This window comes from Plebeiibacterium marinum (genome assembly GCF_026013615.1).
GTDB classification, from domain to species: Bacteria; Bacteroidota; Bacteroidia; order Bacteroidales; family Marinilabiliaceae; genus Saccharicrinis; species Saccharicrinis marinus_A.
In genome coordinates, this window is record NZ_JAPDPI010000071.1 from 1 (window position 1) to 17,328 (window position 17,328).

A 17,328-nucleotide genomic window follows, 5' to 3' on the forward strand; every position below is an offset into this window, starting at 1 on the left:
TATCATGTCGCCAAAATTGATACTTACTAACATTGGACGATTTTAATCCTGCTTTCTCAAACTGTTCTAATAACCATTCTCTTCTGCTTTCTCTTCGATTCTCTTTTATTGTTGATATTATTGCTTTACTTGTATACCTTTTGAAATTACCCAATAGTATTGACGGTTTTATGCCTTTAATACTCTTAAAAACCAGATGGACATGGTTGGTCATTAAACACCATGCATATATCTCCATCCCTTTTTCTTTTTGATTAAATTGCAAGTTGTCAATAACAATGTCTTTATATTCATTGCGGGTAAATACATCTATCCATTCAACAACTGCAAAACTCACAAAGTAAAGACCTTCCGGATTGTAAAATTTATAATTTCTACTCATTAGCATTTGGATTATTTAGTTGGTATTTTCTTATAGGAAAGTCCTCTTTGCTTTATTGAACCACGCGTGAGGACACGCGCGGTAGCGGGGGGCCCAATGGCTAGGTACACAAAACACAAAAGGAGGTTAAAACCTCCTTTGCTTATCTTATTCTATCTAAAATACGTTGCGGTATTTTACTTTCCTTGCCGTCAGCTTTCATAAGTCCGATATATTTTTGATAAGCTTGCTTTGCATTGTCAATTTGTTTCAATCCCCAATATGCATCCCCAAGATTGATATAGGCTACAGTGCGGTTAGGGAATTTTTCAATTATTTTTTTTAGGATATATAATGATTCTTTAAACGATTCTCCTTGTTCTAAATAATAAGCTATATCATTATATTGCCTTAAAGTATTTAAAGATAATCTATACTCATTCAAATAATAAGCAAGTCTATCATATGTAGGATATTCTATTGTTTTTTTAATTTTTACTCTATCATATATTTCTTCAAATGATCTTTTTATTAAAAACCTATTTGTACATTTTTTTTCATCTTGGAATATACTATTTATTAACTTATAATCAAACAACTCTATTCTAATTGGATCAATAGGAACATATTGACATTTCTGAGAAAACCCATCAAAATCATTTTTATTTATTGAACTTGATTCAATTTTTATAAGATTTATATTATTAACATTACAAATAAAACAAAACGATTCATAATACTCCCCTCTTCCCGTCATTTCTATTTCAAAAGTGATTTCATTTTCCTCATCAATATTCACATCAACAAAAGTATTTTCAATATCTAGGTTATTAAAATCATGGATATTCTTTATGAAATCACTAGTAATAACATTCTCTGATTTATTGATATTACTTATGGAAAATACAGAGACTCCCGAACTTGGATCATAAACTAAACTATCTACCAATGAATCATTATTAAAATCCTTTGATATAACGATATTATCAGCTCCTTTCGCTAGTAAAGAAAAAACGAATGTCCAAAAAAGAACAACTAAATATACAACCCTCATTTATTCTGATTTATTAGTTTATTATATTCTGATTCCATCTTTGTATGGTAATTATTAGCAGCATAATTTGGTCCATTATATAATCTAGCTATTTTTTCCCAATCTTTGTCTCGCATAGCCTTAATCATTGATGTTCCCCCAATTTTTTCAAGATAAATTTTAAAATAATAATACTGTTGCAATTCACATTGATTCATTGCTTTCTCAAAATCCTCAATACTTCCATAACCTTTATTAAAATACTTACCCATAACCTGAAACTTACCCCAAGAACAACTTTGAACAGCTGCACAATAATTTATCTCTTTCGCTCTTTCTAATTTAGGATATTGCTCTAATTCTGTTCCATATGACGCCCCATTATCTTTTAACACTGAAAGATCATTAAAAATATCAGGAGATTGATTTTTATACTGATTTAATTCTCCTGTTGTCATCTCAAAATCATTTTTACAAATACTATACATATAATGTCGTTCGAATAAAATCTTTGCATAATTATCACCTCCGACAACATTAAAAGAATTTCTTCCCCCTGATTCAATTATTGCAATAGCTTGAAAAACTTCTTTCTCAACATCCAGTTCTGATGATAATTTTTCGTAATGAAATTCTTCAATTAAACTGCCATGTCCACTACAAGGTTTATCTACCAATCCTTTTTCATAACAATAACAGCGGTTATTTATTTTCCTCATCTGCTCCACAAAAGCCACAGGATGAAAATGATAAACAACTGGCTTTTCTATAGGAAACGGACTCAATGGTATTTCTTGTTCGGGTTCATCACTATTGGTAATTTTTTCGTATATCCACTTTCCAAACTTATATGACAAGTATCCTCCTGTTATAATAGATTTTGTCACCAAGTCTCCATTAACCCATCTGGTTAAATAACTACTCTTCCGGGATTCAATGCCTTCCCAAATTGCCAATTGGTTTACTTTGGCTTCGAAAGCATCGAGGCGCTCTTCTTTTAAGGTTTCAAGATCTTTTTTTAACCCCTCATCTTCTTCCAACTCAATACCTTTGTCTAAAACCGCTGTTACTTCATCAAGTAAAGGACTAAGGTATTTTCCACTATAAGCCCACTCGTTATGGTGTTTACAAACCAAATGTGATAGTTTATTGGCTGTATAGTGGTTGTTCAATGCACTTTGTAATTCGTGAGGTTCTAAAATGCCATTGTTGTCTTCGTCTACTATATTACAAATCTCAGAAAAAAAGGCACTTTTATTTTCGAAATCGTAAATATAATTATTGTCAGCATCTTCTTTTACTTCAAAACCAAATTTACTCCAGTTATAGGCTGAGAATGTTTCTCCTAAATCATCTTCACTAATTAGGCCTTTATATTTTATGGCTACCCCGTTTTTTTGAAGACCGGTTGGTTCTACCAGATACCATTTTTTATCATTTTTATCGGCAAATTGCTTGCCCTCTTTGGTGTTCACAATTACATCGGCCCCAATTTTGGTGTTGACATTATCTTCTTCGGGGCTGATGATATATACCTCGGATAATTCCTTATTGAGCCTGAGATATTTTTTTGTTTCGGCAATGATAGTTGCTACTGTTGTTGCCGGGGCTGTAGCTGCCTGTGCAGGCGGTGCGGCTACTGTGGCTGGGGTGGTAGTTTGAGTATTAGCATTGGTTGGTGTTGTTGCAATGGTAAAAGTGAGTACCTTCTCTTCCAGATCTTCATTTTTTACCCAAAAGGTTTGTCCTTTGTTGGGAGTTTGGTATTCTACCTTTCGGTTGTCACTTGTTTGATTATTTGCATTGTAATTCGTTACGAGTTTGACTTCATCACCCATTTGGGCAATATCACCCACAATTTTATTAAACTCTACTAATGCTGCTGCATTTGATGCTTGTTTATTACCCGAATCTATAAACGTATACTTGCCATCATGATGTTCAGGAAGTTCTGTATCCCTATCATTCACTACCACCTCCAAATTATCTACCTCAACCTCGATATAATTTTCTGTAGTATTTCCTGTTTTTTTGACCGGAAGATTTTTAATCATTTCTAAAGGTAGTTTTCTCTTTAGCTCGGTACCTTCGGTAATTTTTGCAAAGTTTTTGTTTTTATCACCATCCTCCTTGGCATTGTTTAAAAAATCATTCACTTCTTCATGGGTAAAGACTTCAACATGACACCCCCGGTATTTTTCTTTCTTCTCAAATCCGTTAAGTCCTGCATAACCAATAATATCACCAGCTTTTACCTCATAACATTGGTCACTTATAACCTGATTTAAATCCTCATTTTTTAAGGTTACAACATCAACAATATTTAATCCAGCAGTATGACAATAACCATCAACACTTTCTCCACCAGCTTTTTTAACTTTTAGCCAACCTGTCTTCCCCTGATCTTCTTCATCAATTTCAAGAGATACCACCCTCGTAAGAAGTTTCACAACCTCAGATGTTGAATTTGCTTCTTCTCGAAGATTAGCACCCAAATCTCCATTTGAACCAGAAAAAGGTTCTGCTAGAACTTCTCCTGTTTCCGTGTCAACAAGTTGAACGTTATTATATTTTTTAATCCATGTATAACCAATAATCTCTTTCCCATTCGGGGTTAAGTATTTAACCTTTCTCCTATCATTATTATTTGCTTCTTCTAAAAAAGATAACACCGTACCCTTTGCTGCAACTGCTAAAGTTGTGCCACCACTACTACTTGATTTAATAGTTACCCCTTTAATCTGGATCGTATCGTTGGCATTATCTGCCACCATATATGAATCAATAGTAAGAAAACCAGGAAACTCACCTTTTTCCATTTCTAAATAACTTGCCAGATGATTATATAGGGAGTAAAAATTTAACTCTAAACCATTGGGACTTTTATAATTATGCTCTATCAGAACAAAACCATTGGAATATTCGCTGGTTTTATTGTCAATAGTTTCTGTATGATATTCCTTGGGCACTCTATAAGCAATTATTTTACCATCAGCAATGGCTTTAATTGGATTATTTCCCTCGTAATGAATCCCTCCATGCCAGGTATTCATCCTTCCAATAGGATAATAGCCAGTTAAATTAGAGGCACCTTTTAAATAAAATGGGTATTTATCATTCCCATTTTTGGGATCTACAGGATATACAAACTTCATAGTTTAAAATATCAGTTTAATGACTAAATGTAATGTCCGGCAAATACCCATGTTTCTTTGCCTCTTCTTTTACTCTTTCTTGTGTTGCCTGGGCTTGCTTTAACTGTTGAGCATTGTTGCTGCCGGTTACGGCATCTTTAAGCTGGTTGGCAAGCACTTGTATTTTTTTTATTTCCGGGAAGGGAATCTCTTTCAAAGGCATAGATGCATTGGGGGTAGGAACTGCCGGACCAATTGTTACTCCGGGAATCCCCTGAGTTATCTGCCCTGCGTGAGCAGTCATACAACCTACCGTGGCCACTGGTGTTCCATTTATGGTTACTCCCGGACTTCCTTGAGCTATCATATCAGGAGGGCCTACACAGATACACATATCACCCATTACTGCTACTACCTGTCCGTTTACGGTTACACCCGGCATACCAGGTCCATTAACCGGTCCACCAACGTGTGGTACTGTACCACTACATAGAGGGCAGATGTGCATGCTACCTACTGTTGCTATTGGTTGTCCTGCCATAATTTTTAATTTTAAGTAAGAAGTCTGGAACTGGAAGTATGAAGACTATTTTCTTCATTGACAAAATTCTGACTGTTCGTTACTAGTTTTTATATTTGAAAAGATATTGTTTATTATGCCGGACACACTTGTTATTACAGTGCGGACGCATAAGGTAACAATATCATTTGCTCAGATAAATTATTGGTTACTATTTTGTCGGGTTTTATTCTTGAATTATCTGCTTAATTAATTAAAAAAGTACCTACACTTTCATGATCACCTTCAACCTTAATTTTTGCCATTTTAGATTTAATTAACTTTACCTCACTTCAACAGCAAAAGCAGCACCTTTAACCGCTGTCATGGTACCGGTAACATTTGTTTGTACTCCTCCTTTTAAATCTGCATTTTTAGTTCCTTCCACTACCAAATTCATTCCTTTTACTGTTGCATCTTTTGTAGCTTCTAACGTTGTAGCCCCCATCGATTTAACCATAGTATCCCCATCACTTTGCAAGGCAATATTTCCTTTTGCTTGCTCATTCAGGTCACCTTTGGCAGCTATATCAATATTACCTTTGGCTCCCATCACAATATTTTCTTCGGCACTTATATTTATGTTTTTAGCTGCTATATCAATGTTTTCGGCAGAATTGATGATTAATGATTTACTGGCTGTATCAAAGGTAATGATGCTACCTTCGTTATCATAGATATTAATCTTTTCCTCTCCATCAGTATCATTCAGCTCAATGGTATGACCGCTGCGCGTACGGATGACTTTGACATCGTTGGTATCGGTAGTAAACTCCTCTGCTTTGGCATTGCCATTATATAAGCTTCCCATTACAAATGGCAGTTCGGCATTACCGGCTTCAAAACCTACCATTACTTCTTCACCTGTTTCGGGAATAAAATAAAAGCCTTTATTGCTACCACCATGAGGCTGTGCCACTCGTAACCATGGCGACGACACATCTTGTTGCCATACAAACTGAACACGGATGCGTCCCATTTTTTGGGGGTCGTTGTTATCAACCACCTTAGCCCTTTGTGGTTCACTCTGCGGAAATTTTGTAGTATCGGTATAAGGTGGATAAACAGCTCCTTCCGGAATGGCCTCAAATATATTGGAGTAATCGCGGCCATTTTCGAGCTTGTGGATTACTTTGGTTACAATATAAACACCATACTCTGTTTCAAGGTTTAGCGTTTTATGCAATATGGATATTTTGCCTCCCGGTTTCAATCCTGTATTACGACTATGACCAGACAACACCACCATCTTACTTACACGGCCTTCACTCTGAACATTAACCAAAGCATCCAAATTACCCTGCTGGCCACCTTCGGCTGCACTTTGGTGAATACTCACCAAACCTTCCTGAGCAAAAACTGTTTCTGATTTTTCGGCAGTAAAGCCATAATAACCGGGCATTGTTGTCCCCCCCGGGAAATTAGCACTGGCATCCTGGCTATTAAAATAATCATGAGCCACATAGCCTGCTTTTTTAGGTTTGGTTTGCAATGTAAAATTAAAGTCAACCAAATCGAGCCCCAGCTTTAGCTCTTCACTCCCGGTTTGTACATTACCAAAAACCAACTGCGTACCATCGTGGTAAAACCACTCCCCTTTACGAACAGCCAGTTGTTGAATAAATTTAAAATCACTTTGATTATACTGAACCGTATAGGGTAACACCCCAGTATTAACCGGCTCAACAACAGCTGTAATGCCCGAACCGTATTTACCAACAATATCATTAACTATATCGGCTGTTGTTTTTTCTTCGTAACACTTACAACATGCCACATGATCCATACAAATTGTAGGACTACTACCGCTAATAACCAACCGGTCGTTCGACTGACCTTCGCGTGATTTGGTAGATGAAACCCCTGTGATTATTCCTTCAAAAAACCCTTGACTCATTGGGAGTCCATCATTTTCATTAATAAAGGTCACTTCTATTTTTTGGCCAATAACCTCCTGCGATTTTTCAATAATAGCCTGTCCACCTTCTAAAAATTTTTCCCAGTGGAGTACAACCTCAAAGTGGTTGTGACTGTTTACCTCCTGCGAAATACAAAAACTATCCAGTCCTTGCTGCTTTTCGCCTGCAATAAATATTTCGTTTTTTACATTTAGTGCCATGATGATTATTTGATTGACAAAAACCAGTGTTTTACTACACTGCCCATTCGTTCTCTACAGGAATATCTTCCATTTGAATTTTCCGGGCTGATATGCTTACTTTTGTAGTCATGGCATTGTTGCCTTCCGACATAAAGTTCTCATCATATTTATAACATACAGCATCAAAAAAATCCAAACGCTTCATTTGCCCCATTACATCACGCCTAAAAAAAGTAATACTGCCATCCTTCCGTTTACCGGGAGCTACCATCCAGTCAAACAAATCAGTTGAAGAGGAAGACTCCACTTCAAATGTTAGTTTTCCACCAACTGGTTCCTGCACCGGAGCACCATTAATTCCTAACTTTTGTTCTAACCCCATATGAAAGGTCAACACCATATATTCAGCATCATCAATGCTAAGTTTTGCTAAAAAAGCCATACTGTTAATTATTAGATTTTAATATCCTGTCTATAACTCCTGCTCTATTCACCAAAGGCAAGCCACGGTCAGGCACAACAAAACATCCCGAACCACGCAACAATGGTACTTTATATAACAAACAGCCTCTGCTCTGAGACACGAACAGGATCATAAACAAAAAAACAATCGGTTTCCATTATCAATCCACTTAACAATAGTTCGTTAGTTTTTTTATAAGTGTAAGATTATTAGATATTTAATAAAACCAACTTAAGTTAGGTAAAAATCTTATTTTAAGCATCTTGCAAATAAGTCTCTTATCTCTTATCTAAAATCTAACGATCTGTTAATTTAAAGGATCGGTATGATAACGACAAAAAAACTACAGCCACCAGGAAAATTTAAAGCAAAAAGGAGTTGCACAGGGCAACTCCTGAAAAGCCAGGAGAATTGTTTCTAACAAATGAAAGTACTATCTTTACACCGTTAGAATACTATGACGGGTATCCTGACTTTTTCTTAGGGCGACATGCTTTTATGTCGTCCTTTTTTAAGCCTTAAAAAATCTACGCTGCAGGCTTAAACCCACTCATTAACGTGCTCACCATTACCCATTTTAATTTCCCGGGCCGAAATTGTAAAAGATTCAGCCATTGGCCTATTGTCAATAGCATTAAACTTCTCTTCATACTTCACCAAATAACCTTCCGTAAAAGCCAATTCTTTTTGTTTTGAAAAAAATAGAACTCATTTATTTTTTAACCCGAACAACCTATCACAAAAGATCAAAAAGGGAGTTTCTATCAATAAAAAAAGCTCTTTGTTTAATTTTTAATAATAAAATTCGAAAAATTAATAGTAATAACATTATGCACATTACCCGAATTTTAACTGCGAATATTAAATTCGTTTAATCAGTTAATCATTTTATATTATTAATAAAACAATTTGTTATGAATAAAAATCACATCTTTATTTCAATCTTAATCGTTTTCCTTGCGATTTCTACATTTGCATACAGTCAAACACCTACTACAGCACAAAAAAATAAAGCGTCAAAATATACGCAGCAATATGATCAATTACTTTCTTTAACTCAAAATCAAAAACAAGAAATTCAGACTCTTGTATTAAAACAAGTGATATACATCGACAATCAAAAAAAATTGACACCTACCGATGCGCAATGGCTAACCTTGAACCAGGAAATTATTAGTATAAAAGAACAGATTAAACAACTGTTAAGCGAGGAACAAAGAGCAACTTTACAAGAGTCTATTAACAGAAAGTTTATAAACAAAAAGACAGGAAAAGACCTAAATCAGGAACAAACATCTAATACGAGCAATTCCAATTTATAATTCCTTGTCCTAAAATCAAAACACTATATATTACAACTACAACCTTTTACACTTCTGGCTCCATCGGAGTTACAGAATACTTTTTTTAACCTGAAAACATTATTACACAATGAATAAATATATCTTACTTCTTATTATATTTTCCTATAGTTTCTTCAAAACATCTAATGCTCAATTAACTGTAGATTTTACATTAGGATCCGGAGTTATACAAGGAGAATATACGGCTACTCCTTATTATACTGGAGAAGCAATTACCTATTATATAACTTTAGATTTTAACGAAACTCCTGTAAATGAAGTTTATTTTCAATTAACACAATCTGGTTCATCTTCTCCTTCTGCAACATTTTGGCATGGACCTTCAAAAGGCTATCCAACTAAATGGGACTTTGCAGTTGGCGAACAATATGTTCTTGATGTTAGTAGCGGTTTATCTTACTTACAAATTGATATTGAACCAAGTACAAAGGCAACAATTTCATGGTCCGCTGCTAAAAATATCGTACCTAGCAATGGAGGCCCTGTTTCATTTATTAACAGTAATACTGGTAATGACTTAAACATACAGGATTATTCAAACAAGTCTATGGGATCAGTTAGTAGTCAAACTTCCGACTACACCAAAGCCATGATGTTATTGGAGCAAAAAAACGGACATAAGCTTGGCCTTGCCCCTGACAAATTAAGTTCCAATACTTCTTTTGGAATAAGCTCAACAGATAATATTTATCAAACTGCTAACAGGCATTATTTTAAAACAGGAACAGTTGATGCTTTAACTCTTTATGATGAAGGGAAAGTTGGAATTGGAATTACTGAACCTGATTCAGAATTACACGTTAATGGAAATACTCATATCACAGAAAACCTCTCTGTTGATAATTTAATATACGCCAATGAAATTGAAGTTAAAGACATGTCGGCCAACAACCTAAACCTTAACGGCAACCTGGCCGCCAACAACATCACCGTTAAAGCCAACGGCCAAACAGCCGATTTCGTCTTCTCAGATACTTACAACCTCAAAGACCTTTCAGAAGTTGAAGACTATATTAAAACCCACAAACATTTACCGGATATCCCCAGCGCTACACAAATGGAAGAGCAAGGTGTGAATTTGGCTGAGATGAATAAGTTACTATTGCAGAAGGTGGAGGAGATGATGCTGTATTTGATTAAAAAGGAGAAAGAGATAAATAAACTAAAGATGCAAATTGACGATTTAGCAAGATCAAGAAAGTAAAAATTCAGAAAAACAAAGAAAGCGCATTATGTTATTTAGATTATTTAAAATAGTTATTTTTATCGTTTTTTGCATAACAAAAGGCACAGGGATTTATGCACAGATAATTGAAAAACCAGACATTGTGCCACCTTCGCCTCAAGCTCAACAATTTGCTAAATATATTGATTATCCTGTTGATTATTCCACTGGTATACCCAAAACCGAGATACCAATATATACTATAAATTGTGGAAAATTAACTATACCATTAAGTATTAGCTATCACTCTTCAGGATTAAAACTTAGAGATAAAACTGGCATTATTGGCTTGGGTTGGACTCTAAACTATGGAGGAATGATATCCAGATCAATGCATGGATCTGCAGATGAGTTGCACTATGATGAAACCATACCAATGGATTCTGAAATCCTATCTACATCTAGTCCTAATGCCCCTGATTCCGACCCATATTATGGTGTATTATCTGCAACAGAAAATGGAGATTTTGATCCGGAATATGATGTTTTTCATTATACAATACCTAATCAGGCTGGAGGCAAATTCATATTTGAAAAAACTGGCGATATTTCATCTTTCAGCAATCCAATCCAGCTACCAGCAAAACCTACAATTAAAATAACTCCGTATTTAGAATCATCAAGCGGTATTTATTCTATCACTCATTTCGATGTGTATGATGAAAATGGAAATTATTATCGATATGGTAGAGGAATAGATTCAAACGAGGATGAATTAGAGTATATACGAAATCATACAGGAACAACAGCCTTTTGGGCAACATCCGGTTGGTTATTGACTGATATAGTTTCTTCAGATGGATCAGATCACATAACATTTGAATACGAAGACATTTTAAATTCAGGTTCAATTTGGAAAGTTGAATCCCATAACATATATACAAAGTATTATACCGATTTTATCAAAGGTAGCCCACTGAATTCTTGTGGTTGGCCTACTACTGATTCCTATGGAGAGAATGTTATAAATCAAGCATACTCTTATACACAAAAAAGAATTAAAACCATAAGGTTTAATAATAACGAGGTTCGTTTTTCCTACAAAGGAGATTCTTTTTCAAACTCATTGTTGTCAAAAGTTCAAGTCTACGATGCTGAAAATACAACCCTTATCAAGACCATAGGATTTGAACAATCGCCATACCATAGTCAGAGCAATCGTTTAAATTGGGATAAGTTGGATGCTGTTAAATATTACGATGGTAGTGGTATTTATTTAGAAAAGAAATATGTATTCAACTACAACACTTCAAAAGAATTCCCATTAGATAGCAGGAATGCATTTGATCATTGGGGATATTATAATGGAGCAAATGGAATTAGTAGCAGGATACCTAATAACATCCCTGAACCATTTTCAAATATTCTTAGAGGAAATGCCAATAGAGACCCCAATCCAGAATATACACAAACAGGTATTTTGGAAACCATTATTTATCCAACAGGAGGTACTGCTGTTTTTACATATGAAGGAAATAAAATTGATAACGTAACAGTTGGAGGTATCCGAGTTAAACAAATAAAGTTACAAGATGGTGGGAATATACTTGTAAAAACATTTGACTATAATAATGGAATAGGAGTAAAAGACATTAGCCCTTTATATTATTTAAAAAGAAGCATGACTCGTTATAATAATGATATAAATTGCTTAACTGTAATAACAGCAACACATCGTTCATCATCTGATGTTAATGTTAATATAAATCTTAATGGTGCCCCGGTAAAATACCTTAAAGTAGCAGAGTATTATGGTGATCTAATAAATAACAATGGAAGTATCGAACACACATATAATCCAGAAGCTTTAAATCCATCTCTATTTCCCTATTATAGTTATACTTCATCTTCATATCCAACCTGGATGAACTTTGCCAATTTGTCAGCGATGCAGCCAGTAGATTATTACATTAAATACCCTTATTGCATATATTTAAATGAAACAAAAACTATTTGGAAGAACTCTAAGAGTGAGGTATTAAAGGAAGTAAATAAATACTATACGAATTCATTGAAAAAATCATATAACGGATTGCATTTACGTAGGCATGCAACAGATTATTGGGGTTACAAGACTGCTTATTTCGCATATTCAACATATAGTATGCAGCAATATGCACAACTACTCGATAGTGTTGTAACTAAATTATACCATCCAAAATCAGAAGGCATTATTGTCTCAAAAGAGGAATTCCTATACAATGAATTTCTATTACCATCCTGTAAAAGTAAAACGGATAGTAAAGGAAGAACAAATAGGGTATATTTACGTTATCCGTTTGACATTTCTGCTTCTCCATATAAAGAAATGACTTCGGCAAACATCCTTAATAGACCTATAGAACAAACTAAAGTATTGAACAATTTAGTGACCGATGGCGTATTAACAACTTACAAAGAAGACAATACCAAATATGTTCCATCATCAGAATACAGATTAAATATTATCGACCCATTTGCTTACTCATCTTATAGCTCTTTTTCTGGAGAAAACAAAGACTCTCATTACAATAATATTGAAGAAATCTCTTTTGATAAATATGATATCAACGGTAACATTTGCCAGAAAACTAATATAGATGGTATTGTTACTTCCTATATATGGGACAAAAGTGGGCAATATTTAATGGCGCAACTTACTGGGACCGCTATAAACTATAACGAGTCGATAAATTGCTCTCAAAGCTCTATAGATTTTTACGATAATTTAAGTATCCAATATCCGAACGCTTTAATATCTACATATTCTTATAATCATTTAATAGGAATTAAATCTCAGACGAAGCCTGATGGAACCACTGTATATTATGACTACGATAATTTTGACAGATTAGATTGTGTCAGGAATAATGATCAAAATATCGTATCCAAATACGATTACTATTACACTACTACAGAATTTTTAACACCACACCCAACAGGCTTGGTTCGGACATCAAGTAGCCCAGGGAATAGTATTCTTTCCCTATCAAGTAATTGTAGCTGGAGTGTATATAGGTACCCCAGTTGGATTTACATTGGAACAACCACTGGAACTAATAATGGTGAAATAACTGTAGGATTTACTGCTAATACGAGCGGACAAATAAGGGAAGGTGAAATTTTGATATATTATGGAAGTGGTAGTTCTGTTTTAAGCATCCCTGTGTTACAGGTTGGAAATAATTAGATAACATCATCAAAACATGAATACAAGTACACCTCTCAAACAGAATAACCATATGAGAAAAAAGATAAAAAACATTACTTGCTCTGCCTTTAGGGAAAGACAAAAGATGCTTGGGATGTGGCTGTGCATGCTTATAATGGCAAGCTCCACACTTACCAATGCTCAAAACAACCAAAAAATATACCACTGGATGCAGCAGCTTGGCGGCCCTGGTTGGGATGTGCCCACCAGTATAGTTACCGACAGCAAAAACAATGTGTATGTGGCCGGTAATTTTACCCAGTCGCTGCAGAGCAATAAAAAAGAAATCCTGAGCGAGGGAAACCACGATATTTATGTGGCTCGCTTTAACGAAGAAGGCAAGCTGCAATGGCTATGGCAGGCAGGTGGTTTGTATATGGACCAAATTACTGCCATAAAGCAGGCTCCCGACAATGATCTGTATATAACCGGTATTATCAGGGGCGAGATGAAGTTTGGCAAAAAGAAAATTGAGGGTGAAAGCAGGAAACTTTTCCTTGCACGCATTAACAAACGAGGAAAGGCCAACTGGGTGAATACCATCCCGTTTTATAATGCAGCATCGGGCTATCTGCTTGATACCGATAAAAAAGGAAATATCATCCTGGGGGGTGTATTTGCCGATACCCTTATTTGCGAAACCGGCAACCTGGTCAGCCATGGGCATAACGATATGTTTATAGCACAGTTTACACCGGATGGGGCAATGGAACAGGTAATCCAATTAGGCAACAAAGGAAAGGAAAAACTATCGGCCATGGCCATTGACAGCTTAAACAACATTTATTTGGCAGGAAACCATGAAAGAAGTTTTTCTGCCAGAAATGTTGAGATAGCAGCAATGGGTGAAAAACAAAAAGGCAATGCCTTTTTGCTCCAGCTCGACAGTACGCTAGCTGCAACATGGGCAAAACCTTTAAGCAGCCCCTCGTATGTAAACATAAGCGGGTTGGCCTGCAACCAGCAAAACCAATTGTTAATGTCAGGTAATTTTGACTTCACCCTTAATATTGACAGCCTACAATACCAAACCAACGGGTATACGGATTTTTTTGTATGCAAAGCCGACACAGCAGGAAACCTGAACTGGTTGAAAACCTTCGGGGGTAAATACACAGACCGCTCAAAAAATCTAAAGTTAAACAAACTTGGCGGTGCCATGGTTACCGGAAGCTTTAATGACACGATATATATGGACTCGTTGATGCTCAACACCCATAGCTTAAATTCAGAGGCCTTTATTGCCCAGCTTGATACCACAGGCTTTGTAACCTGGGCGGAGGCCATGCATGGCAAAGGCGGCAGCACAAGCAATGGAGGCGCCTTGGACAACAAAGGGAACCTATACCTGATGGGCAGCTTTAATGGCAGCCTACAAGCTGGTGGAACGGAACTAGCAACCTTAGGCGAAGAGGACATTTTTGTGGCAAAATACTACAACTGCCCCCCTGTTGCCAATGCCATTAACAGCCCGGGATATCTTTGCCAGGGCAGCATGGTTGACCTTTCGGTAAACAGGGGCTATACAAACATAGTGTGGAACGACACCCTGAAAAATGCAGAAGAAATTGTGATAGACCAACCGGGGCTTTACCATGTTACCATGGTTGACAAAAGGGGCTGCGTGGTTTCGGATACGGTAGAAATAAAAGAGGTGATGGCGCAGGAATTTACCCTTGGCAACGATACTACCATGCTGGTTACCGATGAACTGGAAATTGCAGGTCCGGATAATGCCTTTGCCTACCTATGGAACAACAATACCAACCTGCAAAACCTGATAGCTTATTGCGAAGATGAAACACCTGGCTTATGTGAGTACAAACTCACCATAACCGATAGCCTGGGTTGCCAATGGGCAGATAGCATAAAGATTGACTTTTATGTTGAACCTGATTATGCAGATTTAAGTAAAGGGGAACGGTTGGTTACCATTTATCCAAACCCGGTTAAGGAATCGTTTAACTGGACACTGGAAACCAACAAAGAGGCAAAAATGGCCATAGAGATATTGGATGGTGCAGGAAACGTGCACTTTTACCAAAAAATTGAAAGGTATCAGCCCGGCCAGCAAATGAAAGCTGAAGTAAGTAATCTGGCTCCAGGAATCTATTATTTCTGTGTGATTAGTAATGGAGATAGGATAACTAAAAAGTTTGTAAAACAATAATGCCCCTAAATCCCCGAAGGGGACTTTGATTTACAGCTTGTAAAATTTAAGTCTTGGCAATCAAAATTTTCCCCTTTTCCAGGGAGAAGTGCCATGTCGAAAGCATGGTGATAGGGGTAATCCAAACATTTTATACTAAAAAAGAAACATGAAAAATATAATATATCTCGCACTCATATTCCTGGCAGGCTGGCTTGGTGCCTTGCAGGCCCAGGATAATATTACTGTAGATGATGTAATTACCGGGAAGGCCACGGTAAAGGCCAAAACAAGCATTACCTTAAAGGCCGGATTCCATGCCGTGGCAGGATCCGATTTCCATGCCTATATTGATCCTAACATTACCACTACCACAGCTAATCCTACGGCAGATGTGGTAAGTGTTAAAACAGTAAGTGGCACACCCACACCAACCGGGCAAAATTATGTGCGTAGCATTTCTTTTAGGGAAGCTCACAGCTCCATGCCTACAGGAAGCTATGCCCACACAGAAGAAATTCAATATTTCGATGGATTGGGAAGACCAAGCCAGGTTATACAGGTGAATGCTTCCCCCCTTGGACATGACATGGTACAGCCCATTGTTTATGACGGCTTTGGGAGGGAGGAGAAAAAATACCTTCCCTATGTTCAGGGGGACAACAATGGCGCTTTTGTTGGTGATGCAATAGCGCAATGCGAAACTTTTTATTCAGGTACTATTGAAGGTAAAGACCCCGATTCAAAACCATATGCCTTTACCGATTTTGAAGACTCACCCTTAAACAGAATAAACAGCCAGTTTGGGGCAGGTAATACGTGGCATGAAATAAATGCAACAGATGGCACTAAGGGTAAAACAAGTTATAATTATACAACCAATCAAAATGAAATTGCCTCTTGGGATGAAAAAGGGGATGGAGTTCCCTACCCTGCTTACTCACTTTATATAACAGAAATTACAGATGAAAACGGTCATGTAACCAAAGAATATAAAGACAAACTGGGACAGGTGGTTTTAAAAGAAAGCATCAATGGTTCTGAAACATTGCAAACCCACTATATTTACGATGATTTTGGCCTGTTACGCACCGTTGTTCCACCATTGGCATCCTCACCTGATGACAAAGACCTTTGTTACTTCTATACTTATGATGGCCGAAAAAGAATGATCTCAAAAGACATCCCGGGGGCTGGCATTGTATATATGGTTTATGATAAAAGGGACCGCTTGGTATTGACTCAGGATGCAAACATGCGTGAAGTAAATCCAAACAAATACATATTTACTAAATACGATCAGTTGAATCGCCCGGTAATGACAGGTAAAATTACCATAGCTGAAAGTTTGAGTACGATCCGTAGCAATTTTGCCAATTACAGTAGCAGTATGTACGAAACTTATGATGGTTCCACTACTTGTTATGGATATTCCAAAGACAATAGCTACCCGGATGGGTATGATATTAGTAAAGACGATATATTAACCGTAACCTGGTACGATGATAAAGATTATGGGTTTATCACAAACCTTAGTTTAAATACAGCCCTGAATTTTAATACTGCCGATATGCCAACAGGCTATGTTCAAAACAAATCAACAAAAACAAAAGGGGCTGCCATTGGCACTTTAGTAAAAGCACTTCCGGTTGCTGGATCAGGTTTAACCATGGCCAATACAAATCTGGTTACTGTATCTTATTTTGATGATTATGGCAATGTAATTATGAGCACCAGTACCAACCATAG

The 17,328-nt window shown here is 36.5% G+C and carries 11 protein-coding genes and 1 pseudogene; 5 read left to right on the forward strand and 7 right to left on the reverse strand.

Going from position 1 to position 17,328, the window contains the following annotated elements:
* The 7 genes and pseudogenes from OM074_RS20065 to tssD (OM074_RS20095) all read right to left on the reverse strand — a co-directional run.
* The coding region (locus OM074_RS20065) for a transposase (protein WP_301202432.1) at positions 1-382 on the reverse strand (382 nt) is incomplete at its 3' end.
* A 142-nt stretch (positions 383-524) separates the two neighbouring features.
* Entirely contained in the window at positions 525-1,415 is an 891-nt protein-coding gene (locus OM074_RS20070; protein ID WP_301202434.1) for a tetratricopeptide repeat protein, read from the reverse strand.
* Positions 1,412-4,549, reverse strand: a complete 3,138-nt coding sequence (locus OM074_RS20075; protein WP_301202435.1) for an N-acetylmuramidase domain-containing protein — start codon at positions 4,547-4,549, stop codon at positions 1,412-1,414. The genes OM074_RS20070 and OM074_RS20075 overlap by 4 nt, the downstream gene beginning before the upstream one ends.
* 16 nt (positions 4,550-4,565) lie before the next feature.
* Positions 4,566-5,069 (reverse strand): PAAR domain-containing protein, encoded by a 504-nt coding sequence (locus OM074_RS20080; RefSeq protein WP_301202437.1) that lies wholly within the window; start codon positions 5,067-5,069, stop codon positions 4,566-4,568.
* 301 nt (positions 5,070-5,370) lie between these two features.
* A complete protein-coding gene (locus OM074_RS20085; protein ID WP_301202438.1) occupies positions 5,371-7,206 on the reverse strand; it encodes a type VI secretion system Vgr family protein in 1,836 nt (611 codons plus the stop codon).
* A 34-nt stretch (positions 7,207-7,240) separates the two neighbouring features.
* Complete coding sequence (tssD, locus tag OM074_RS20090) at positions 7,241-7,630, reverse strand: type VI secretion system tube protein TssD (RefSeq protein ID WP_301202439.1); 390 nt, start codon at positions 7,628-7,630, stop codon at positions 7,241-7,243.
* A gap of 561 nt (positions 7,631-8,191) precedes the next feature.
* A pseudogene (gene tssD / locus OM074_RS20095) lies at positions 8,192-8,335 on the reverse strand (type VI secretion system tube protein TssD); the annotation flags it as partial.
* Positions 8,336-8,565: 230 nt separating this feature from the next.
* On the opposite strand from tssD (OM074_RS20095), the gene OM074_RS20100 reads away from it, so the two are divergent.
* From OM074_RS20100 to OM074_RS20120, 5 genes are all read left to right on the forward strand, one after another.
* Positions 8,566-8,973 carry a hypothetical protein gene (locus OM074_RS20100; RefSeq protein WP_301202441.1) on the forward strand — a complete coding sequence of 136 codons (408 nt, stop codon included), beginning with the start codon at positions 8,566-8,568 and terminating at the stop codon, positions 8,971-8,973.
* Positions 8,974-9,082: 109 nt separating this feature from the next.
* Entirely contained in the window at positions 9,083-10,219 is a 1,137-nt protein-coding gene (locus tag OM074_RS20105) for a hypothetical protein (protein ID WP_301202442.1), read from the forward strand.
* A gap of 28 nt (positions 10,220-10,247) precedes the next feature.
* On the forward strand, positions 10,248-13,409 hold the full coding sequence (locus tag OM074_RS20110; RefSeq protein WP_301202444.1) for a BACON domain-containing protein: 3,162 nt from the start codon (positions 10,248-10,250) through the stop codon (positions 13,407-13,409).
* A gap of 52 nt (positions 13,410-13,461) precedes the next feature.
* Entirely contained in the window at positions 13,462-15,600 is a 2,139-nt protein-coding gene (locus OM074_RS20115) for a T9SS type A sorting domain-containing protein (RefSeq protein ID WP_301202445.1), read from the forward strand.
* Positions 15,601-15,748: 148 nt separating this feature from the next.
* On the forward strand, positions 15,749-17,328 hold a 1,580-nt coding region (locus OM074_RS20120; protein WP_301202446.1), incomplete at its 3' end, for a DUF6443 domain-containing protein.